Raw genomic sequence first — 22,416 nt, 5'->3', positions numbered from 1 at the left:
CCTGAGCCAACCTCCCAGATTAATGAATATCAGTGTTTAGTATCCGATTCATTGCTGTATTGCTCCACAACCCGTCTCGCCATGTCTCGTACAGCTTCACGCAGCGCCGCAGGCTCTAACACCTCAGCATCCGTCCCTAAGCCGTACATGAAGCGTACAACCCACTCATACTCCGAGGCTGGCAGTTCAAAGTCCGCCTCCCACAGTTCGTCGCTGAGCTGACAGAGCGACTCGCCAATATGCTCGTCCTGCTCGACCCGCAGCATGCCGCGATAATTCAGTCGCGCGCGAATGTGTATCCCCTCCGGCGCGGCACGCCCTGCGCCGGACGCCGCCTGCAGCCGCTGCTCGTCCCGCCAATGCGCGGCCTCGCTCTTGACGCGGTCCTCATCCGGACCGCTCGCACCCTCCACCGCGTCGCAACGATCGACGCGGAACGTGCGTACCTCGCCATGCTCAGGCGAGTACGCCTCGCAATACCAGAAGCCGTGCGCGCTATGCAGCCGCTCTGGCAGAAGCAGCAGCGACCGTTCGTGCCGCTGCGAACGGTACCGCACGCGCAGCGCGCGCCCCTCGGCCGCCGCCTCCAGCATTTGCATCAGATGCGGAGTGCGGTAGCGGCGCGCGGGTATGGACAGCTCCAGCTTGCTGAGCAGCGGCTCGAGCTGGAGCTGCAGGTCAGGCGACAATCCGTGCCTGACCTTGTCAATGACCGTCCACCGTTCCGTATTGAACGGTGTGTCTGCCAGTCGCGTCATGCCATCCAACGCGACAAGCACTGTAAGCGCCTCCGCTTCCGTTAAACCGAGCGGAGGCAGCTTATACCCCTCCATCAGGCGATAGCCGCCTGATGGCCCGCTGACAGCGTACAGCGGGACACCCATCTCGCTCAGCGCCTGCATGTCCCGCATGATCGTGCGCTTCGATACCTCAAGCTTAGCGGCGAGAGAAGCCGCCGTCTCCGCGCGCTGCTGGAGCGCCATAACAATTGCCGTCAAGCGATCGCCGCGTTTCATCACTGCACCTCTATTTACTCGTTATACGTGCAGTATACCATGCTATTGGTGACAGCTTATATGTCACCAACTAATCCGACAATTGAGGTCTATGTATACATACAAAAGGGCACAAAAAAAAGTTGTCCCGCATAAGCGGGACAACTTTTTAACACCAAGGTGTTTTAATTACAGTTTAACAACGTTCTCAGCTTGTGGGCCGCGGTTGCCTTGTACGATATTGAACTCAACGCGTTGGCCTTCGTCCAAAGTTTTGAATCCGTCGCCAGTGATTGCGGAGAAATGTACGAATACATCGTTGCCGCCTTCAACTTCGATGAAGCCGAATCCTTTGTCAGCGTTGAACCATTTAACTGTACCTGTTTGCATGTGTGTTACCTCCAAATAATGTTTTACATGTTTGTTCTTATTTCATTAAACAAAATAAAAATTCACATATTGAAAAAGGTTCCATAGCACTAATGATTACCCTTTTCAATATGTGAATCAAGGTTTCATTTAATGTTGAGTTAACCATACCAAATATAAAGCTGAAACACAAGAGAAATAATTTAAAAATCTTATAAAACGTGTAAATCGAACCAAGTTTATATTAGCACATGCTCACATTATTAGCAAACCGCTTCCATTTTCATGAATACGATTTCAAATTATCGCCAATAGCTGTGATGCATATTGTAAAAAGGAACCCTGGGAAGGGTCCCTTTGATAACATCTTCGCGGGCCGAGTGCCCCGTAAGTATGCGGTAAATTAGTTTTCCAGTTCTTCCTTGCTGACCAGCGTTACTAAAGCGCTTACAGCCTGATCTGCGTCCGCACCTTCAGCAGTTATTGCAATAGACGTTCCTGAGCTGATTGCGAGACTCATAATTCCCATAATGCTCTTCGCGTTTACCTTCTTATCTTCCTTCTCCACGAAGATATCCGAGGAATATTTGTTTGCCTCTTGAACGAACAGTGCTGCTGGACGAGCATGCAGACCTGTCTTCAGACGTACGACAACTTCTTGTTGAGCCATGCGAATCATACCCCCTATATTTAATCCATTTATTCATCGGTGATACCATATAATACGTCGTTTAGGTTCATTTTATCACATTATAGCATTATAACCTATTTTAAACTAGCAGAAAAGTATCAGGTGTTCCGAATTCTCTCCGCCAGCTCATCTAGCTTGCGCAGACGATGGTTTACACCCGATTTGCTCACTTTTCCTGCGAGCATCTCGCCCACTTCCTTCAGGTTCATATCAGGATGGGCAAGTCGAATCTGCGCTACTTCCCTAAGCTTATCGGGCAGACTGTCCAGCCCGAGCTCTTTCTCAATCAGCTTTATATTATCAATCTGTCTAACCGCAGCCCCAATCGTTTTATTGAGGTTGGCCGTTTCGCAGTTAACGATTCTATTCACGGAGTTGCGCATGTCGCGCATGATGCGGACATCTTCGAATTTAAACAGTGCCTGGTGGGCGCCGATAATATTGAGAAACTCAATAATTTTCTCGCCTTCCTTAATATAGAACACAAAGCCTTTCTTGCGTTCTATAAAACGCGCGTTCAGATCGAACTCATTCGCAAGGTCGACAAGTGCCTTGCAGTGCTCCTCATACATCGAGGAGATCTCCAGATGGTAAGAAGACCCTTCGGGGTTATTAACAGACCCTCCAGCCAGAAATGCTCCACGCAAATAAGCGCGCTTACAGCAATTATTAGCGATCGAAGCTGGTTCTATTCCATCCGTGAACAAAAAACCTTCTGACACGATGTGAAGCTCGCTTAGTACTTCTTGTACAGAGTTAGGTATGCGCACGATATACACATTGTTCTTCTTCAATCGCATCTTCTTCCGTACCAGCAATTCCGTGTGAACTTGAAAATACTTTTTCACCAGTGTATACATGCGGCGAGCAATAGCGGCATTCTCCGTCGAAACGTCTAAGATCACTTTGCGGTTCGAGGAGAGCTGCACCGATCCGTTCATCCGCAGAAGCGCAGACATTTCTGCCTTTTCACAGCACGAGTCCGATTCGATCATCGTTAATTCTTTTTTCGTTTGTGCCGCAAAAGACATGTCCTCACCTCTTTCGTAACATCCAATCCTCTACCAGGTGGTAGATATGATGACTTAATTTATCTGCGTCATGACGAAGATACGTACGGAATAGCACCAATGAATCAGCTATAACCTTGTACCCCCGGTTCGTTACCTCTTCAAGATCCAGATGTACCGCTTTAGCACCCTTTTCCGCATACTTATCTTGTACTTGAGGCGGGATCTCACCATCATTCACAATGACATAGTCAAACAACTGATGGCCTATATGAAGATGTATAGCATCCAGATGGTCCCCAACTGAATAATTATCGGTTTCCCCAGGTTGGGTCATTACATTGCATACAAATAGCTTAACCGCATTCGATTGCACTACTGCGTCCGCCAGTTCTTTCACCAGCAGAGTAGGAATAATGCTCGTATATAAGCTCCCAGGACCGATCAGAATTGCGTCCGCTTCACGCAAAGCCTCTACAGCCTCCGGCAAAGCCTCCACATCACTCGGTTCCATGAATACTCGCTTAATACGTTTCCCATACTTGGGAATATTGGATTCCCCAGTTACAATCGTACCGTCAATCATTTCGGCTTTCAGCACAACCGCTTGATCAGCAGCCGGCAACACACGTCCTCTAACCGCTAGTACTCGGCTCAATTCGCGTATACCCGAGACGAAATCTCCCGTGATGTCGGTCATTGCCGCTAAAATCAGATTGCCTAAGCTGTGGCCCGCCAAACCTGTACCGGACTGAAAACGATATTTGAGCATTTCAGAGAGTGAGGGCTCTACGTCAGCTAGCGCTGTCAGCACGCTGCGAATGTCGCCAGGGGGCGGCATCTGCAATTCATTGCGAAGAATGCCAGAGCTGCCTCCGTCATCCGCAACCGTCACAATTGCGGTAATATCCAGCGGCTTCTCTTTCAAGCCGCGCAGCATCACCGACAATCCGGTGCCGCCTCCCATAACTACGATGCGCGGACGCTCCATATCTTTCATTTTACGTGCCATGGGGTCCTCAAATCCTCTCATCAGTGGCGATCTCGCTCCGCATCGCGGTGGCTGACGCGCACATTTTCCGTATCACTTGCGCCTATCATTCGACCGATGTATTCAGCAATAGCAACAGAGCGGTGTTTGCCGCCCGTACATCCAATGCCGATAACCAATTGACTCTTACCTTCTTTATGATACTGCGGTATTAGATAATTGAGCATATCCAATAATTTAGATAAAAATTGCTGAGTCTCCGGCCATTTCATCACATAGTCATATACTTCAGCGTCTTGACCTGTTCGCGGTCGCAAGGAGTCGACATAATGCGGATTAGGCAAGAAACGCACATCAAATATAAGGTCTGCGTCGATAGGCACTCCATACTTGAAGCCAAACGATGTTACATTGATCGACATCAGGTTCTGATTCGCCTGCATAAACCGAGAAATAATGCGTTCTTTTAATTGTGCGGGCTTCAGACTGCTCGTATCAATCACTAGGGAGGCCATGCCCTTCAAGTCTTCCAACAGCTTGCGTTCCATCTTAATGCCATCCAGCGGCAAGCCATCCGGCATCAGCGGATGACGGCGGCGACTTTCCTTATAGCGCTGCACCAATACGCCATCTGTAGCATCCAAGAATAGAATTTCACAACCAATTGTAAAATGATCTCTAATATAGCTCAACGACTCTGACAAGGCCGTGAAGAACTCACGGCCGCGCAGATCAATTACTAGCGCTACCTTGCCAATCTTACCCTTAGACTGCTCTATAAGCTCTGCAAACTTCGGAATCAGTACAGGCGGAAGATTGTCCACACAGAAGAAGCCTAAGTCTTCTAAGCTCTGGACGGCTATTGTCTTGCCCGCACCGGACATTCCGGTTATGATAACTAACTTGGCTAGGGCAGTGGTTTCCGTCATTTCCATGCTCGTTCGTCCTCTCTTTAGTACGATCCGATTACGAATATAAGAACAAACCTGCAGCGCCTATCATTCCAGCATCATTGCCTAGTTCCGCAGCAACGATAGAAACGCCGCGAGTAACCGGTTCTGGAGTACATTTCATAAATGTTTCACGAATCTGATTAAATAAGAAATCTCCCGCTTTCGATACACCGCCGCCAATGATAAAGCGCTCAGGATTCAGCGTAACCGCTACAGCAGACATCGCTTTACCTAAATAGTGAGCCGCGCGGCTTACTATTCGAATCGCCACTTCATCTCCAGCCTTCGCTGCATCGAACACATCTTTCGCTGTTATCGAGTGCTCTACATGCGCTAACGACGTACGATCTCCACGTTCAACCGCATCATTAGCCATGCGAATAATTCCTGTTGCTGAAGATACTGTCTCCACACAGCCCATCTTTCCGCAGCCGCATTGAATAGCTTCAATATCAGGAGTAACCGCGATATGTCCCAGCTCACCCGCAAGGCCGGAAAAGCCTTGCAGAATCTTACCGCCAACAATAATACCGCCGCCTACGCCTGTTCCAAGCGTAAAGCATACACAGTGATCTATCCCTTTGCCCGCACCGCTCCAAGCCTCGCCAAGTGCGGCTACATTGGCATCGTTATCGATCTTGATCGGCTTCTGAAGGCGCTCCTCTAGTATAGAGCGAATTGGAACTTCTTTGAATCCGATATTTGGAGCGAGTAAGATGATGCCTTCCTTAACATTTGTGAATCCTGCAACACCGGCGCCTACGCCAACTACCTGATCCCACGAATAGGGCGACTCTTCCACGATATGACGAACATATTTCTCAATGTTATCGATGACCGCATCAGGTCCTTTTGGTACTTCAGTTGGCCCTTCAAAAGTTTGTAGTAATTTACCTTCAGCATTGACCAAACCCACTTTAATCGCTGTACCGCCTAAATCGACACCTACATAGAGTTGCTCAGACATACGTCATCCACCTTTGTGTTCATATTCGTATCCCACTTCTGTTCCCACTATACGTGAACTCCTATGTTAGGTCAAGAGAACGGGTCACTGCCTGATGCCCCTAGGAGTCGGGGGAGAGAAGGTGTGTAATAAGGAAAAACGGAGCCTCTCGGCCCCGTATCTCTATCTCATCTATGATGAAATTTGCTTTTGAGTCTTGATGTATTAGTTGCCGCTCCAGTCATGCACCATGCTGCCTTCAAGGAACTTCTCGCAATCCAATGCAGCTTGGCAGCCGGAACCTGCAGCTGTGATCGCTTGACGATACTTCATGTCCTGCACATCGCCCGCTGCGAAGATACCTGGAACGCTCGTAAGAGTGGAGCCTGCTTGAACGACGACATAGCCAGCTTCGTTAAGCTCGACTTTGCCTTTCAAGAAGTCCGTATTCGGCTTATGTCCGATCGCTACGAACAAGCCGTCTGTTTCAATGACTTCTTCTTTACCAGTTTCATTGTTCTTCACGCGCAGTCCTGTAACTCCCATACCTGTCGCTTCAACATTAATCGGCGTACGATTCAGCGCCCACTTGATCTTCTCGTTGCCGCGTGCACGATCCTGCATGATCTTCGATGCGCGCAGTTCATCACGACGGTGAACCAATGTCAATTCGCTTGCGAAGCGAGTCAGGAAGTTAGCTTCCTCAAGCGCGGAGTCGCCGCCGCCGACAACAACGATCTTCTTGTTGCGGAAGAAGAATCCGTCGCATGTTGCACATGCGCTGACACCTTTACCGAGGTTGTCTTGTTCGCCAGGGATGTTCATGTATTTCGCGCTTGCGCCAGTCGCGATGATGAGTGTTTCGGTAACAACCTCACCCATGCCTTCAACTTGAAGCTTGAATGGGCGCTCAGATACGTCAACGTCTGTGACGAATCCTGTTTTGAATGTCGTACCGAAGCGCTCAGCTTGCTTGCGCATGCTGTCCATCAATTCCGGACCGGTAATGCCTTCCGGGAATCCCGGGAAGTTCTCTACATCCGTTGTTGTCGTCAATTGACCGCCTGGCTGCGGGCCTTCAATGACGAGCGGATTAAGGTTGGCGCGTGCCAAGTAAATAGCTGCTGTATATCCTGCTGGGCCTGTCCCGATTACTACTGATTTGTAAATTTGATTCGTCATTTATTATTATTCCCCTTTCCGTCGCACCTATCTATTTATGTGGTTAATGATTTAATAACCGTCAATCGTAAAGTTGAATCCCATTCCTGAATTCAGCTTGTGACCACTTCTGGTGATCACTTGATGTATTTATCGGAATATCATTCATTATCATTATACCAGTCTATCTTGAATAAGACATACGGCTTCAATCAGCTTGACATTCTTGCTCACGGTCGCGGCCGACACTTGATATCGCGCTGCGACATCATGATAGGTTAGCTCCCGCTGATGCATCTTGGAAGTCACATATTCTACCGCTGCTGCCCAACCGTCTGCTTTTATCAGCTTCGGTGTGTCAGGGTAACAGCAAGATAAATATTCCAGCCACAGCGTTTCCGCATCGTGTACGATGTACAGCTCATAGCGGTCATCCATCTGCTTGCGAATGCTGTCAATGACTCGTGTCCACGCCATTTGCCATTCTGGCAGATGATCTACTGCGTAATCCGCCTCCAGCATCTCCATACCGTTCGGACCCAAATATTCCAGCGGTCCCTTCTGTTGAAGTCGACGCAGCGCATAATAGCTAAGCTGGCGCACGTATGGATTCTGCTCTGGATCGGTTAGCAGAAAACGCAGCGCTTCTATGGCTTCCTCATCGCCAATCATCTTCATCGCTTCAAGTGCCTGCAGCCTCGTCGGCAGATCGCCGAATCGAATCGCCCAGAACAGTGATGAGCGAACTAATGGATCACGCTTCATGCGTGATTGCCAGTCGTTGTCTGGCCCCTCATCGGCTTCATCACGGCTCAGCACTTCTACCTGCGGCTGCCTCTGATGCCTGCGGCTTGCTTCATCATAAGGTAAACGATAATGATAGCTTGGCTGCGGCTCCAGTATTCCATCTGGCCGAGGACGCTGCAGCTGCTCTAAATAATAAGCGGCTATGCCCGATTCCATATCCAATCTTCGGCATATCGCCCACCAACGAGCGGCCTCATCATAGCGAGACATGTGGCAGGCTGCAACTGCCGCATAATGATATACACTTGGGTCGCTTGTCGATCCATTCGCCACGATTCGCTTCAAATGACGGTACGCCTCAGCATGTTCGCCTAGTATACCCATAGTGGCAGCCAATTTATAGCTATGTTCACGATGAAGCGGCTCCAGCTTCGCAAGAAGGCTGATTAACTCTGTTACTACATCTTCGTGACCGGCGTTGCGCTCGAACACCGCCAAGTTGCATAACGCATGCAAGTTGCCGCTGTCGCGTTCCAACACGCGATTCAGTGTAATCACTGCATCCTCAAATCGCCCCATATAGTAGTAAGCCAAAGCTAGATTATTCCCGGCGGCAAGATAGTCTGGATCTTCTTCCGTGATTCGCTGCAAGATTTGGACTGCCTCCGTGAATTGCCCTTCCTCCAGTAATCTACGCGCGCGAAGATGATCCTGCTCCTGCTCGTTTCGTCCATGCGGTGACTCAGCTTGAGCATAGGAATCACCAGCATGAGATCCCTCATGCTCTTCAGATGAGGCGGTCTCCTGAATGCCTTCCATCGCAAGTTCTCGTTTACCCTTTCCTTTAGATGAAGGGTTCCGTGGCAGGCTGCGTGATGTTTCGTATTTTAATTCATAGTGAATCATGTCCATCATGGCCTCTGCTTCTTCTGCGTACATCCCCTTCGGGTCAAGCGACATATACCGCTCCAGCATGACTTTCGCAGTGTCGAATTCCCCAAGATAAGCCCAGTTGTTGGCCATGTAGTAATAACATTCAGTCATGTAAGGGTCCATCTCGGTGACTACATGCTCTAGAATATGGTTTGATTGCTCGTATTGTCCGGTTTCTGCCAACACTCCAGCATGATTGCATTGATGAATCGGATTGCCCGGTTCAATCTCTGCTGCGCGTCGGAAATATTGTAAGGCCTTGTCATGCTGAAGGCGCTCCAGTGCTCTCATCGCGCGTTCCGCATAGGCTGCTGCACCTACTGGAAACACGACTACATTATGCGGATGAATGTCGGGTCCGGTTAAGTGCGGCTTGTGTCCTGCCATAGCCAAGGCACCTCCTGATCAGTCTTCGTTATAAACATACCCTTCAGTATACCATAACGATTACGTTGTTTCCCTCATTCATCACACAGCAACATGCATATTGAGAGAGATTTTCAATTTATAATAATTCTTATCTTATTATAACTCGTGTCTTCAATTATCGCAATGGTTCTACAAGCGCATTAACACCTTTTTCATAACCACTCGATCACATCACCCACCATGTACAGCCCCAACGCAAAAACGCCTCTTTAGACAAGAGACGTTTCAACGAATATACTTGTTTTCGCTCTTTCAAGAGCGCTATTTCATATCGGGTATAGGCATGAACAGAAGATTAATCGGCATGTTGCTGCCTGAGGCAAGCACGAAGGTAATGTCCACCTTCTCCACTTTATCGCCTGTTCGGTGCAGCACACCTATCTCATTCGGATTCTTCAGTATGCTCTGCTCTGTCGCCTTGACCACTTGACCATTAATGAGAAATGCACCTGCGTAATGTCCCCCGCGAGCGTTCAAGCCAACCACAGTATGCGGAGCGACCTCCAGCGTCATGTTGTACAGGACGCCATTATTGCCGAAGTTGATCTCATCAATCCCTGAGGTTGAATCTACTCCATCCAGGTAAGGATCATTGCTGTTATCAGCTACGATCAATCGCTGCTTCTGTTCTCCAAGCAGGCCATCAACAACAAACGTGCGGTTCCCCTCTAAAAATGTACCTCTTACATGCTTGCCGTCACGATCTAGAATCTTCAGTTTAGGCAAAGCTTCAATTGGATTCGTACTAGGCTCTACAACGACAACGGAATATTCCAGCTCTCCATTAGATGACAGATTGGTATGGGAAGTCATCGTCAAGCCCGGCTTCAGAATCTGCGCACTGATCTCTGGCAGCACCATTATGGTTTTTCCCGCTGGAACTTTCATCGTTCGCACTTGCTGTGCGGAATTGATCGACTCAAGGAATCTCGTTACCGCTGCCTGACCGCTTGTTGTCACAAGCTGAGTCGGACCTCCCATGCCAAACGCATCCACATTCAGTTCAACATCTGTGGTCTGGTGGTTCGTCGCTAACAGATACACCTTCAGATCCCGCTTGGATCGATTCTGATTATGAATGTTCATTCTAAGCGGACCAGAAGCTGTTTCCCTGTAGGAAATCCCCTCATCTCCTTGCAAGAGCTCCGGGCTGTTGGCGCGCACCATCTTCAACTGTTCCGGTATATAGAAGTAAGGCACCTGCTTATAGTCGAGCACTTCTCCACCCGAGATCGTATATTTCCCGCCAACTGGAGTGAAGATCAAGCCATGCTCTTCGGGAGAATACAATTTCTCGTTCGTAATGGTTACGGACTTCGTGATAGAACTCGTCAAGCCTTTGCTGTTCTGGACTTCCAACGTTATTTCATGCTCGCCTTCTTCAAAAAATGCCGCTTCATTCCCAGTCCACGTTCTTCGTACAATATCCAGTTCGTTGTCATAGCTGTGGTCGTAGTAGTAAATGTTCTCACCTTGCTTATATACCGTCTTATCTGTTGAGAAATCAGCGATCGGCGGATCATACTCCTTAACCATGGTATCCCAGCTTAGAGTCAGCTGGTTACCAGTAACCGCAAGGGAGCTTCCCGTTATTTGAGCCCACGTCCTCAGAGGGACCATCAAGCTGCCATTTTGAGTATAGAGAACGCCTGAAGAGGTATGCAGTTGTCCATCTATTATGATCTGTGTCGTATTGATAGCGAAGCGGATCGAAGTCCCTTCCTTGCTGGCGATCACTTCATGCTTAACCGAATCGACAGACAGCGTGTATCCATACATAGGGGCGATACTCGCTAGAGGAACATAAGTCTTATATTCCTTCTCCGTAATTGGCTGTTTCGCTGTTACCTTCTGCCCATTAAGCATCATCACGCTGCTATCAGGCGTTAATATTAATTCGTTAGTCTTGACGTAATCGGCGTGTACGATGGGGTTCATACCAAGGAGCTGTGCGGCAAGCAGCGTGCTGACTGCTAGACTGATTATTCGTTTAGTTGAATGTAATGTCATGATTGCTTCTCCCTTTCATGTTGCAAACATATGGATATGAAAATTGTTATAATGGTATGAACGCCACATGTTGGAAAAAGTTGCTCGATTATGCAAATTTATTTTTGTATTAAAAAAGCCCTCTCACTTCCTATTACTCGATACACACGAATAGGAAATTCGAAGGCTCAGCTTATTGTATATGATGAACACCGCCCTAAGATTTGACCTTGCCAGACTCATTATAGGTATCGCGGCGCGGTGCGTTGTGGCGACGTTCCAATTCCGACATTACTTCTTCCAGCGAGATACCTGCAGTTCTGAGAAGCACTAATACATGAAACAGCAGATCGCCTGTTTCACCAATTAATTCTTGCTTGTCTGAGCCCTTGGCTGCAATAATCACTTCCGCTGACTCTTCCCCTATCTTCTTAAGAACCTTATCGATCCCCTTCTCAAATAAATACGTCGTATACGCGCCTTCCGGCCGCTCGCGCTCCCGGTCTGCAATCATTGCTTCCAGATCACTCAGTATTTCTAAAGCGTCTAAAGTCTGACGCCCAGACCCAATATCGATGCCGCCCATCGTTTCATAGAAGCACGAGGTGCTTCCCGTATGGCAGGCAGGTCCGTTAGGCTCTACCTCAATGAGCAGTGTATCCTTATCACAATCAGCCGCCATAGATACGATCCGCTGCGTATGACCAGATGTCGCGCCTTTATGCCAGAGGGACTGTCGCGAACGGCTCCAGAATACCGTCTCGCCAAGCTCGCATGTCCGCTCCAGCGATTCAGGACTCATATAGGCCATCATCAGCACCTCATGAGTGGAGGCGTCCTGAACAATTGCCGGGATCAAGCCTTGCTCGTTCCAAGTCAACTGATTGATCAAGGAGCGTGCCGCTTCGCCGGACCATACACTGCCCAATGCTTGTTGATTGTCTCTGCTGCTTCGTTCCGCGCTCATCGCACTGCCACTCCTTTACACCGCAGATCGTCCTTCACCTCCGCGATGGAGATCTCTTTATAGTGAAATATGGATGCCGCCAATGCCGCATCCGCACCGGCTTCCGTGAATGCCTGCTCAAAGTGGGCTGCTGTACCTGCTCCACCGGAAGCAATGACGGGGATGGATACCGCATCCGTGACCGCGCGTGTCAGCGGAATGTCGAAGCCATCCTTCGTGCCGTCAGTATCCATACTTGTAAGCAGGATCTCCCCCGCTCCAAGCTCTGCGGCACGCTTCGCCCATTCAACCGCGTGAATGCCAGTCGGCTTGCGTCCGCCATGCGTGTACACTTCCCAATCCGCCCATTCGTCATTATATCGTGCATCGATTGCAACCACGATGCACTGACTGCCGAAGCGGCGGGCTCCATCCGCGATCAAGGACGGCTGAAGCACAGCAGCCGTATTGATGCCGATCTTATCCGCGCCGGCCCGCAGGAGGCGCATCATGTCGTCCGTACTCGAGATTCCTCCGCCGACTGTAAAGGGAATAGTGATGTTGCCCGCTGTCTCGCGCACCACATCAATCATTGTGGCTCTGCCTTCAACGGAGGCGGAAATATCGAGGAATACGAGCTCATCCGCTCCCTCTTGATCGTATAGGGCCGCCAACTCTACTGGATCTCCCGCATCTCGAAGTTGTACAAAGTTAACGCCCTTAACGACACGCCCGTCCTTTACATCCAGACATGGTATGATTCGCTTAGCCAACATTCAGCTCTCCCCCTCACCATAGCTTACTTTGCGATCAGCCCAATGGCTTCTCGCAGATCGATCGCTCCTGTATACAATGCCTTGCCAACGATAGCTCCGCCTACCCCATCTTGTGCATGAACCGCCAGCGCTTCCAGATCAGCTAGCGTGCTTACGCCGCCTGACGCAATAACGCTCTTGCCCGATGCTTGAGCTAGCGCTGCGATAGCTTCCACATTCGGCCCCTTCATCATGCCGTCGCGTGAAATGTCCGTGAAGATAAAGGTCTCCGCGCCTTTATCCGCTAACTCGCGCACCAGCACCTCTGCCTGAACTTCCGATGTTTCCAGCCATCCGCGAGTCGCGACATAGCCGTTGCGCGCATCGATACCGATGGCAACCTGCTTGCCATACTGCTTAAGCACGCGTTCAACGAAGGTGCGATCTTCAATGGCTGCTGTGCCGAGGATCACTCGCGATACGCCAAGCTCCAGCAATCGTTCCACGTCGGATTCCGTCCGCAAGCCGCCGCCTACCTGCACAGGCACACTGACTCTGCTCGCGATACGTCCGATAAGATCAGCGTTCACCGGGCGGCCTTCCTTCGCTCCGTCCAAGTCCACCAGATGAATCCATTCAGCTCCTGCTTCAGCCCATACCGCGGCTGCTTCTTCCGGTTGATCATGATAAACCGTTTCTTGTGCATAATCCCCTTGCACCAACCGAACGCATTTTCCGCCGCGAATATCGATAGCAGGATATATCGTAAATGTAGCTGTCATATGATCAACACCCCTTCCCTAACCTTCATTTCTTAAAGCACACATAGCACGCCGCAGTCGCGCCGCGATCTAAACCGCATGATTTACAGCTATCATGTGTAAGAACTGCTGAAGAAGCTTCATACCCAGCTGACCGCTCTTCTCGGGATGGAACTGCATGCCGTATACATTATTGCGTGCGACGATAGCCGTAACCTCTCTGCCCGCGTACTCACATACCGCCAGCACATCCGATGAATCGTCTGCCAGCACATGATAGGAATGCACGAAGTACACATGACCTTCATCCAAACCCTTTACCAGCTTATGCCCAGGCTGCTTCCACTTCAGTTCATTCCAGCCCATATGCGGCACCTTGTAATCGCCTGGCTTGAAGCGAACAACCCGACCGCGCAGCAATCCCAAGCCTTCATGGTCGCCATGCTCTTCGCTCGTTTCAAACAGCAATTGCATGCCCAAACAGATGCCGATAAGAGGCTTCCCCGAATGGGCCAGCTTCTTCAACACATCAGCCAACCCAGTCGCATGAAGCGCCTGCATCGCGTCTCCGAACGCTCCGACACCGGGCAGGATAATCGCACTCGCAGCGGCTAAGTCTTGCGGGTCAGACGTTACCATCGTCTGGACGCCAAGCCGCTCCACTGCCTTGCTCACGCTGTGCAGATTGCCCATTCCATAATCGACGATGGCTATCATGGTTTATAACACCCCTTTCGTCGAAGGGACTCCTTGCACACGAGGATCAATGCTCGTCGCTTCATCCAATGCGCGACCCAGCGCCTTGAATACCGCCTCTATCATATGGTGCGTGTTCTGGCCATAGTGCATGATGACATGCAGCGTCATGCGGGACTCTAATGCAAGCTTCCACAGGAATTCATGTACGAGCTCCGTATCGAAGCTGCCTACTCTCGCCGAAGGATACTGTGCGCGATACTCGAAGTGCGGTCGGTTGCTAATATCGATCACAACCTGAGCCAGCGCCTCATCCATTGGCACAAATACAGAGGCGTAACGCTTGATCCCCGCCTTGTCGCCAAGCGCTTCGCGAAGCGCTTGACCTAAGCAGATGCCAATATCCTCAACCGTGTGGTGGTCATCAATGTCCGTGTCACCCGCCGCTTGTACGTTCAAGTTAAAATGACCGTGCTTCGTAAACAGGTCCAGCATATGGTTTAAGAACGGAACTCCCGTGCTAAGCTCACTCTTCCCTTGCCCATCAACCGCGAAGGAGAGCGAAATATCCGTTTCATTGGTCTTGCGCTCAATTGCCGCTTCACGCAGGCGAACATTGGCTTCATTAGTCTGCATGTCCATCCACCTCATATCTCGTTTAGCTTATCTATAGTTCCATTCATCCGATTGTTTAAGTTCGTTAATGATGCCTCGTTCTTTAGGCTTTCCCGCCCTCTTGCTTCAGTCGTACTTCAATCGCGCGTGCATGAGCTTCCAGCCCCTCATGACGAGCGAGCGTCATAATCATCTCGCCGTTACGCAGTAGCGCTTCCTTGCTGTAGCGGATCAGACTGGACTTCTTCATGAACATGTCGACATCTACAGGCGATGAGAAGCGAGCCGTTCCGTTGGTCGGGATGATGTGGTTCGGACCAGCAAAGTAATCTCCGACCGGCTCCGAGCTATAGCTGCCGAGGAAGATCGCCCCGGCGTTCTCGATGCCGGCGAGCTGATTCATCGGGTCCTCGGTGACGATCTCAAGATGCTCCGGCGCAAGTCGATTCACAAGCGCGACACCTTCGTCGATGGAATCGACGATAATGATCGCGCCGTACTGCTCAATCGACTTGGCGGCGATCGCTTGGCGAGGGAGCAGGGCGAGCTGTGCCGCCACCTCCCGGCTTACCTGCTCTGCGAGCTCGGCACTATCTGTGACGAGCACCGCGGAAGCCATCTCGTCGTGCTCGGCTTGGGAGAGCAGATCCGCCGCCACATAAGCGGCGTCCGCGGTCTGATCGGCCAGCACGACGATCTCCGACGGGCCGGCGATGCTGTCGATATCGACCGCCCCGTACACTTCCCGCTTCGCCAGCGCGACATAGATGTTGCCCGGCCCGCATATCTTATCCACCGGCGCGATGCTTGCCGTGCCATATGCGAGGGCCGCTATCGCTTGAGCGCCGCCGACGCGGTACATCTCCTTCACGCCGGCTTCCGCAGCGGCGACGCGGATATAAGGGTCAATGCCCGCGCGACCGCCGGTCGCAGGGGGCGTGACCATCACGATCTCCGGCACACCAGCCACCTGTGCCGGAATCACGTTCATGAGCACCGAGGACGGGTAGGACGCCGTCCCTCCCGGCACATAGACGCCAACCCGCTTCAGCGGACGAAGAATCTGACCGAGCAGCGAGCCGTCGGGCTGCAGCTCCATCCACGAATTCCGCTTCTGCTTCTCGTGAAAGGCGTGGATATTCACCGCCGCCGCGCGAATCGCTTCCACGAAGCCTGGCTCCACTTCCTCATAAGCCGCCATGATCTCCGCTTCACTCACGCGCACCGTATCGGCCGTCAGCTCGTATCGATCGTGCTGCGCTGTATAGCGGAACAGCGCGGCATCGCCTTCCGCCCGCACCTCCCGCACCATGCGCTTAACGGCCTCCAGCTGCTCCGCTGTCCCATAATCCACTTCTCGTGTTAACTGAAAGTCCGCTGCCTTAACGATTCGCATCCTCTTCGCTCCCCTTTCATCAACGCGCCGGTATTTGCGATTGCAATCGGTCGCACAGATCTTGTATCATGTCATATTTCATCCGGTAGCTCACTCGGTTCGCAATCAATCTGCTCGTAATGCCGAACATCTCCTCGATCTCGACAAGTCCGTTCTCCTTCAGCGTCTTGCCTGTTTCCACCATATCAACGATACGGTCGGCAAGGCCGATGAGCGGCGCCAACTCAATCGAGCCGTTCAGCTTAATAACTTCCACCTGCTGTCCGCGTTCTCGAAAATACTGCGAAGCCACATTCGGGTACTTCGTCGCAACCCGCGGATGCATAACCGGCTTCCAATCCGGCAAGCCAATCACCGACATCCGGCATCTCGCAATCCCTAAGTCCAGTAATTCGTATACATCTCGGTTCTCTTCCATAAGGACATCCTTGCCGACAATACCTACATCGGCTGCGCCATACTCCACATAGGTCGGTACATCAACCGGCTTCGCCATGATGAATTGCAGCTTCGCTTCTGGGATATCTATAATGAGCTTCCGTGACTCATCTTCATCCTCCGGTACTGGAATACCCGCATCGCGCAGCATAACGGCGGCACGTTTATAGATACGGCCTTTCGGCATCGCGACCTTCAACCAGTCATCCATCTCGACTCTCCTCTCTGCTGTTATAGAGTGCGCATCCTGCCGCTATCTCTATCTAGCTCGCTGTTATTCTCTATTTAATCCGTTTCCGATCTGTTTACCTGTACTCCCTGAATACGCAATCACGTCTTTCAGCTTCCTGCCGCTCCACCACAGCGTCTGGTCATCGTGTCGGCTCACCGCATCGAATTCTTCATTCGTATCCACTCGCTGCGTGATGACGATCTGACCTGCTTCCCGCAGCTTTGTCGCTTCAGCCAACGCTCCCTCTCGACCAAGCGCGTCGTACTGAATCAATATCGGCAAGCTCGCTTCGCTCTGGTCTTCTGCGCGGATCGCGTCGACCAACCGAGTCGTCTTCAGTGCAAATCCAGTTGCTGGAGCAGGACGCCCAAACTGCTGCAGCAGATTATCGTAACGGCCGCCGCTCATCACGGGAAAGCCAAGATCTATCGAATAACCTTCAAATATGAGCCCTGTGTAATAAGAAAAATCGCCGACCATCGTCAAGTCCAGCATTAGATGCTCGCTGACTCCGTATGCTTTCAACACTTCCCACACCTGCTCCAGATGCTCAATAGAAGAATGAACCAAAGGTTCATCCACGATCTGCTTTGCCGCTTGAAATGTCGACTCTCCCCCGCGCAATCGCAGTACGTCCAGCAGACGCTCGGACAGCTCCGGTCCAAGAGCGAGTGTGCTGACGAGCTCCCGATATCCAACCACATCTCGATGAACAAGGCATTGCTTCAATCGTGCCTGCTCATCCTTCTTATCGGGGAGAATATGCTCGAACAGTCCCTCGAGAAACTGATGATGTCCAACCGCAACTTTAAATCGAGACACACCCGCTGCCTTTAAACAAGCGATCGATAGCGCAATAACCTCAGCGTCGGCTTCCGGCGTGCCATCACCAACTAACTCAGCGCCTGTCTGATAGAATTCAGCTTCTCGCCCCGCTTCTTCTTCCATCGAACGAAACACATTCGCGTGATATGACAATCGAATAGGGAACATCTCATCTTGCAGCAAGGAAGAAACAACTCTAGCAATAGGCGATGTCATATCGGAACGCAGCACCATTGTCGTACCACGTTGATTAAGCAACTTAAACAGCTTATGATCTGAAGTTGAGCTAGCCATCCCAACTGTTTCGTAGAATTCCATCGTTGGTGTCACGATCTGCGCATATCCCCAGCGAGACATGCAATCCAGAGCTTGCTGTTCAATCGTACGCAGCTTTATTACAGCTTCCGGCAAATAATCACGCACACCGGAAGGCTTCTCAAACATTTTTGGCTTCGACATCTGCCTCACCTCGTATACCATGCTTATTATTTATTAATTTAACACATTAAAGTGATAATAAGTTACCTTATTAGCAGGTAAAAGAAATTAAAAGTATCTTATCATGCCTTCCCTTCATCGTCAATCCTCCTTTAGGGATCCAGAAGTCCATTTATTTCATCAAAATTCAATGGCTCTCCACATGTCTGACTACCTATATCGCATGACTCTTATTACATATTCTTCCATTATTTTGAACTGTGATCTTGCGTCATGACCGTGCTGCTGCAACAATGGTTTACCATAAAAAAAGCGCCCGCTTCTGCGGGCGCTCTTGGTCGTATGCTTGACTACCATTTATGATTACGGTGACAAGGTGATGACTTTGTTCTTCTGGTCTATCTTGATCACTAAGCCGAACTGCTTCTCTAGTTCCTTCGTCGATAAGTACCAACGTCCAGAAGCTATAAATGGCTTATATTTAAACTCTACCGGGATTCCATTCCATTGAACTTGCTCTTTTACTTTCTTCGTTTGCTTTACTCCCCGATTACGCATCTGCCGAATCAGATCTTCTGTCTTAATCTTCTGATTGCCGCCATTTACGCGAAAGCCGTTGCGGGTATTGATATTATTAATGCCGGGTTTAACCGTAAACGTAACATTTACGCCTAGATCCTTTGCTATTTGCAATACATCCTTGTTAGCGGCTCCGTATGGAAATGCAATGACTCCGTAAGTATTATTCAACTCTTCCTTCAACCGTTTCTCGGCCAATGACAGGTCTGCTTTGACTCGATCTAAATATTGCTCCCTGGTTTCAAGCTTCTTCGTCTTTTCATTATACAGCTGATGGGTCAGCATCGGCTTGACTACGCCTTTGCTGTTAATGGGTTTGTATGCATGAGAATCATAGGAGTGGCTGTAGAAGCTGTATCCTTCCTTTTTCATCTCTCTCATCTGGTCCCAGGTCATCTTCTTGCGTCCCGTCTTATTATCTACGGCAGACACGATGACAAAGTTGGTTGCAGGTACGTTATATTTTTTCAATATAGGATAGGCCTCTGTGTAGAATGTTTCATAGCCGTCATCAAATGTAATCAACACCGCGTTATTCGGGATCGGCTTCTTATTCAACATAAACTGCACATAGTCATCCATCGATATGAATTGAAAGCCTGCTGTCTGCATGGCTTTAATCTGCTCTTCAAATTGCTTAGTCGATATAAAGCTTGGATCAGTAGGATTCTTCTCTACGTTATGGTACATGATGGTGATCACTTCTTGTTTATAATACGTAGGTTGATAACGAAAGGCCGGATTCGTTTCCGAGGTTGATGCTAATTGCAGTATTCCACCTTCAGAGGACTTGAGGTCTACACCGTATGCATCTTTCAATACTCCAGCCGGAATATACCATTCTTCATTGCGCATGATCGGTCCAGCGCCTTCCCATTTTTTATCCTTCCATTGAATAGCGTATGAGGCACTTGAAGCTTCAACTACTTGACTCTGCCAAGGAATGGCCAGAAGCAGAACCAGCACAGCTAATAAATACTTAACCTTCATCTTATCCCTCATTTAAATGTAGTAGATCACAATTACAAAATTAGCATATTCTTGAATTGCTGTCATATGTTTTTTTTCACTTAGTAAACGTTATGTAAAATATGAAATCCCCTTGCGCTGTACCAGCTGATACCGATGGCACAAAGGGGGATTAGGATTCAGTGCTTTACAGCACTTTAATATGTAAAGTTTTTTTATTCGCAAGTAAAAGAGGGATGGCTCTGAATCGCGTCAGATAGACATCCCTCTATTGCCTGTTCAGCTTTACATTATGAACGAATCACAGCTGTATCTTCTGCCTCCCGTATGACGCGCAGCGGATTGCCTCCTACCATTTGTCCAGGGAGAACGTCCTTATGAACCACTGATCCAGCAGCTACTATTGCACCGTCGCCAATCGTAACACCAGGCAGGATCGTACAATTAGCACCAATCAATACATTGCTGCCAATTCTGACATCTCCAAGACGATATTCATGAATCAGATATTCATGCGCTAATATCGTACTGTTATATCCAATTATCGAATTATCCCCGACATGAATACGCTCAGGAAAGAACACATCCACCATTGCCATCAAGCCGAAAGCCGTATGCTTGCCCACCTTCACCCTTAATATATGGCGGTATATCCAGTTCTTCGTCGGCAAATGTGGACAGTAGCGCGCCAGCTGAATGAAGATGAAGTTCTTCATTCCCTTGAGCGGGCTGACTGTGCGATAGATCTGCCATAAGCTATTCGATCCTTCGACGGGATAGCGTTCAACGTTTCGCACCTTTGTTATGCTCCAATCCGACGATTGCGTACAAGTCACGCATATCGTGAATGATGTGCCGCGGCTTATACTGCTCCAGCATCTGTTCACCCTTAAGTGACCAAGCTACGGCACAGGACACTGCTCCAGCAGCATTGGCCGACACAATATCAGCCGGACTGTCTCCAACCATTAAGGTTCGGGACGGATTAGCACCCAGGGCCTCCATCGCCTTGCGTACAGGCTCAGGATGTGGCTTCGCATTCGTCACGTCGTCTACAGTCACGATCACATTCATCTTATCGTACATATCAAACATCTTCAGAGCCCGTTCCGTTGTCATCCGAATCTTAGTGGTGACAACTCCAAGCTGAATCCCTGCATCACGCAGATTCTGAAGCACTTCAACTACATATGGGAATGGCTTGACCATCTCATCATGTCGCTCTAAGTTGTATTTACGGTATGCCGTGATGAGATCAGAAACATCCTCTCGTTTCGCAAAGCCTTGCAATTGCTCTTCCAGCGTTAAGCCCATGGTCGGAATAATCTGTTCCCGCGTGAACGGCGGCGGCACAATGTCTCTGAGCACATGGAGAAAGGTGTCGATGATGAGCTCATTCGTATCCATAATCGTACCATCCAGATCAAACAGAACCGTTTGAATCATTACTCTTCTTGCTCCTTTTTCTTGCTGTCTTCTTCAGCAACGTCATTGTTGCTGTCGCTTGTATTAGTGTCAATCTGTGAACCCTTATCCTTCTTAACGTCTGATGTTGCGGCAGGTACTTCAGCAAGCACTTCAACAGCTGCTGCAGTTGTTGCTGCCGGCGCCTTCACACGCGAGGAGACGATCGGATCCTTATAATATACCGGCGTTTTTATGGTCACACGTCGGATGATGATAAATAGGATGCCCGCAATAATCGATCCAATCGCGACCAACTGTGATATTCTCACGTTGCCGTACGCCGGATCCAAGTATCCTGGTTCAAACAGCACGGTCATCGGCGCCCAGAGTGCGTTAACCACGCCTGCTACAAAGTCAGTACCTTGGTAAGCCAAGCTGTCGGTACGCAGCCCTTCGATAAAGAATCGGCCCACAGAGTACCAGATGAGATAGCTCATAAACACTTCGCCGCTTCTGACCTTAGGCAGACGGCTAATCACTATTAACAATACTACGCCGACTATGTTCCAGATGGATTCATATAAGAAGGTCGGATGATGGAATATTCCGTTGACGTTCATCTGATTCACGATAAAGTCAGGCAAATTCAAAGTATCGCGCAGAAACGATTCGGAAACCGGTCCACCGTAAGCTTCTTGATTGACAAAGTTCCCCCAGCGGCCAATCGCCTGTCCAAGCAAGAGCGAAGGCGCGCAGATGTCCGCAATTCTCCAGAACGAGTAGCCCTTGATTCGTAGATAGATGAACGCACCGATAACGGCACCGATCAGGGCGCCATATATCGCGATTCCGCCTTCCCAGATCGCGAAGATATCAAGCAGATTATCCTTGTAGTCATCCCATTTGAAAGCGACATAATACGCTCGTGCGCCGATCAATGCAGATGGGAAACCAACTAATAAGATATCAATGAAAAAATCGGATGATAGCCCAAACCGCTTCCCTCTCTGAATAGCTAGCAACAGCCCCGCAAGGGCACCCAAGCCTAGTATTAGTCCATACCAATATACCGAAAGCGGCCCGATCTTAAATGCGATCGGGTCCAAAAGCATATTTGCCATATAACCTCTCCTCTTCGTGCGCGT

22 protein-coding genes are annotated in these 22,416 nt (G+C 49.7%); all 22 read right to left on the bottom strand.

The window, feature by feature from the left end:
* Window positions 1–29: 29 nt before the first annotated feature.
* Window positions 30–1,016, bottom strand: a complete 987-nt coding sequence (locus ACXX53_RS20770) for a helix-turn-helix transcriptional regulator (protein WP_458570601.1) — start codon at window positions 1,014–1,016, stop codon at window positions 30–32.
* A 168-nt stretch (window positions 1,017–1,184) separates the two neighbouring features.
* Window positions 1,185–1,385, bottom strand: coding sequence for a cold-shock protein (locus tag ACXX53_RS20765; protein WP_458570600.1), 201 nt, complete (start codon window positions 1,383–1,385; stop codon window positions 1,185–1,187).
* Between the two features lie 382 nt (window positions 1,386–1,767).
* Window positions 1,768–2,034 carry an HPr family phosphocarrier protein gene (locus tag ACXX53_RS20760; protein ID WP_458570599.1) on the bottom strand — a complete coding sequence of 89 codons (267 nt, stop codon included), beginning with the start codon at window positions 2,032–2,034 and terminating at the stop codon, window positions 1,768–1,770.
* Window positions 2,035–2,153: 119 nt separating this feature from the next.
* Window positions 2,154–3,086 (bottom strand): DNA-binding protein WhiA, encoded by a 933-nt coding sequence (gene whiA / locus ACXX53_RS20755; RefSeq protein ID WP_458570598.1) that lies wholly within the window; start codon window positions 3,084–3,086, stop codon window positions 2,154–2,156.
* 4 nt (window positions 3,087–3,090) lie between these two features.
* A complete protein-coding gene (locus ACXX53_RS20750; protein WP_458570597.1) occupies window positions 3,091–4,077 on the bottom strand; it encodes a gluconeogenesis factor YvcK family protein in 987 nt (328 codons plus the stop codon).
* Window positions 4,078–4,097: 20 nt separating this feature from the next.
* Window positions 4,098–4,991 (bottom strand): RNase adapter RapZ, encoded by an 894-nt coding sequence (gene rapZ / locus ACXX53_RS20745; RefSeq protein WP_458570596.1) that lies wholly within the window; start codon window positions 4,989–4,991, stop codon window positions 4,098–4,100.
* A gap of 31 nt (window positions 4,992–5,022) precedes the next feature.
* Entirely contained in the window at window positions 5,023–5,976 is a 954-nt protein-coding gene (locus tag ACXX53_RS20740) for an ROK family glucokinase (RefSeq protein ID WP_458570595.1), read from the bottom strand.
* 204 nt (window positions 5,977–6,180) lie between these two features.
* Window positions 6,181–7,137, bottom strand: a complete 957-nt coding sequence (gene trxB / locus ACXX53_RS20735) for a thioredoxin-disulfide reductase (RefSeq protein WP_458570594.1) — start codon at window positions 7,135–7,137, stop codon at window positions 6,181–6,183.
* A gap of 153 nt (window positions 7,138–7,290) precedes the next feature.
* Window positions 7,291–9,183, bottom strand: a complete 1,893-nt coding sequence (locus ACXX53_RS20730) for a tetratricopeptide repeat protein (protein ID WP_458570593.1) — start codon at window positions 9,181–9,183, stop codon at window positions 7,291–7,293.
* A 303-nt stretch (window positions 9,184–9,486) separates the two neighbouring features.
* Window positions 9,487–11,235 carry a stalk domain-containing protein gene (locus ACXX53_RS20725; RefSeq protein ID WP_458570592.1) on the bottom strand — a complete coding sequence of 583 codons (1,749 nt, stop codon included), beginning with the start codon at window positions 11,233–11,235 and terminating at the stop codon, window positions 9,487–9,489.
* A 196-nt stretch (window positions 11,236–11,431) separates the two neighbouring features.
* Window positions 11,432–12,181, bottom strand: a complete 750-nt coding sequence (gene hisIE, locus ACXX53_RS20720; RefSeq protein WP_458570591.1) for a bifunctional phosphoribosyl-AMP cyclohydrolase/phosphoribosyl-ATP diphosphatase HisIE — start codon at window positions 12,179–12,181, stop codon at window positions 11,432–11,434.
* Window positions 12,178–12,936: an imidazole glycerol phosphate synthase subunit HisF gene (hisF, locus tag ACXX53_RS20715; protein WP_458570590.1), complete on the bottom strand. Its 759-nt coding sequence runs from the start codon at window positions 12,934–12,936 to the stop codon at window positions 12,178–12,180. Before hisF ends, hisIE begins: the two co-directional genes overlap by 4 nt.
* A 23-nt stretch (window positions 12,937–12,959) precedes the next feature.
* Window positions 12,960–13,697, bottom strand: a complete 738-nt coding sequence (gene hisA / locus ACXX53_RS20710) for a 1-(5-phosphoribosyl)-5-[(5-phosphoribosylamino)methylideneamino]imidazole-4-carboxamide isomerase (protein ID WP_458570589.1) — start codon at window positions 13,695–13,697, stop codon at window positions 12,960–12,962.
* Between the two features lie 69 nt (window positions 13,698–13,766).
* Window positions 13,767–14,393, bottom strand: coding sequence for an imidazole glycerol phosphate synthase subunit HisH (gene hisH, locus ACXX53_RS20705; protein WP_458570588.1), 627 nt, complete (start codon window positions 14,391–14,393; stop codon window positions 13,767–13,769).
* A gap of 3 nt (window positions 14,394–14,396) precedes the next feature.
* Complete coding sequence (gene hisB, locus ACXX53_RS20700; RefSeq protein ID WP_458570587.1) at window positions 14,397–15,008, bottom strand: imidazoleglycerol-phosphate dehydratase HisB; 612 nt, start codon at window positions 15,006–15,008, stop codon at window positions 14,397–14,399.
* A gap of 82 nt (window positions 15,009–15,090) precedes the next feature.
* The gene (gene hisD, locus ACXX53_RS20695) at window positions 15,091–16,383 is read right to left on the bottom strand and encodes a histidinol dehydrogenase (protein ID WP_458570586.1); all 1,293 of its coding nucleotides are present in this window, start codon (window positions 16,381–16,383) and stop codon (window positions 15,091–15,093) included.
* Between the two features lie 19 nt (window positions 16,384–16,402).
* Window positions 16,403–17,032, bottom strand: a complete 630-nt coding sequence (gene hisG / locus ACXX53_RS20690) for an ATP phosphoribosyltransferase (RefSeq protein WP_458570585.1) — start codon at window positions 17,030–17,032, stop codon at window positions 16,403–16,405.
* A 63-nt stretch (window positions 17,033–17,095) separates the two neighbouring features.
* Window positions 17,096–18,337, bottom strand: a complete 1,242-nt coding sequence (locus ACXX53_RS20685) for an ATP phosphoribosyltransferase regulatory subunit (protein WP_458570584.1) — start codon at window positions 18,335–18,337, stop codon at window positions 17,096–17,098.
* A gap of 342 nt (window positions 18,338–18,679) precedes the next feature.
* The gene (locus tag ACXX53_RS20680) at window positions 18,680–19,885 is read right to left on the bottom strand and encodes a polysaccharide deacetylase family protein (RefSeq protein WP_458570583.1); all 1,206 of its coding nucleotides are present in this window, start codon (window positions 19,883–19,885) and stop codon (window positions 18,680–18,682) included.
* Between the two features lie 269 nt (window positions 19,886–20,154).
* Window positions 20,155–20,661, bottom strand: coding sequence for an acyltransferase (locus ACXX53_RS20675; RefSeq protein ID WP_458570582.1), 507 nt, complete (start codon window positions 20,659–20,661; stop codon window positions 20,155–20,157).
* The gene (gene ppaX, locus ACXX53_RS20670) at window positions 20,648–21,310 is read right to left on the bottom strand and encodes a pyrophosphatase PpaX (RefSeq protein ID WP_458570581.1); all 663 of its coding nucleotides are present in this window, start codon (window positions 21,308–21,310) and stop codon (window positions 20,648–20,650) included. Before ppaX ends, ACXX53_RS20675 begins: the two co-directional genes overlap by 14 nt.
* Complete coding sequence (lgt, locus tag ACXX53_RS20665) at window positions 21,310–22,392, bottom strand: prolipoprotein diacylglyceryl transferase (RefSeq protein WP_458570580.1); 1,083 nt, start codon at window positions 22,390–22,392, stop codon at window positions 21,310–21,312. The genes ppaX and lgt overlap by 1 nt, the downstream gene beginning before the upstream one ends.
* Between the last annotated feature and the right edge of the window lie 24 nt (window positions 22,393–22,416).

The sequence above is a fragment of the Paenibacillus marinisediminis genome (assembly GCF_054343325.1).
This window is presented reverse-complemented; position numbering and strand designations above follow the sequence as displayed.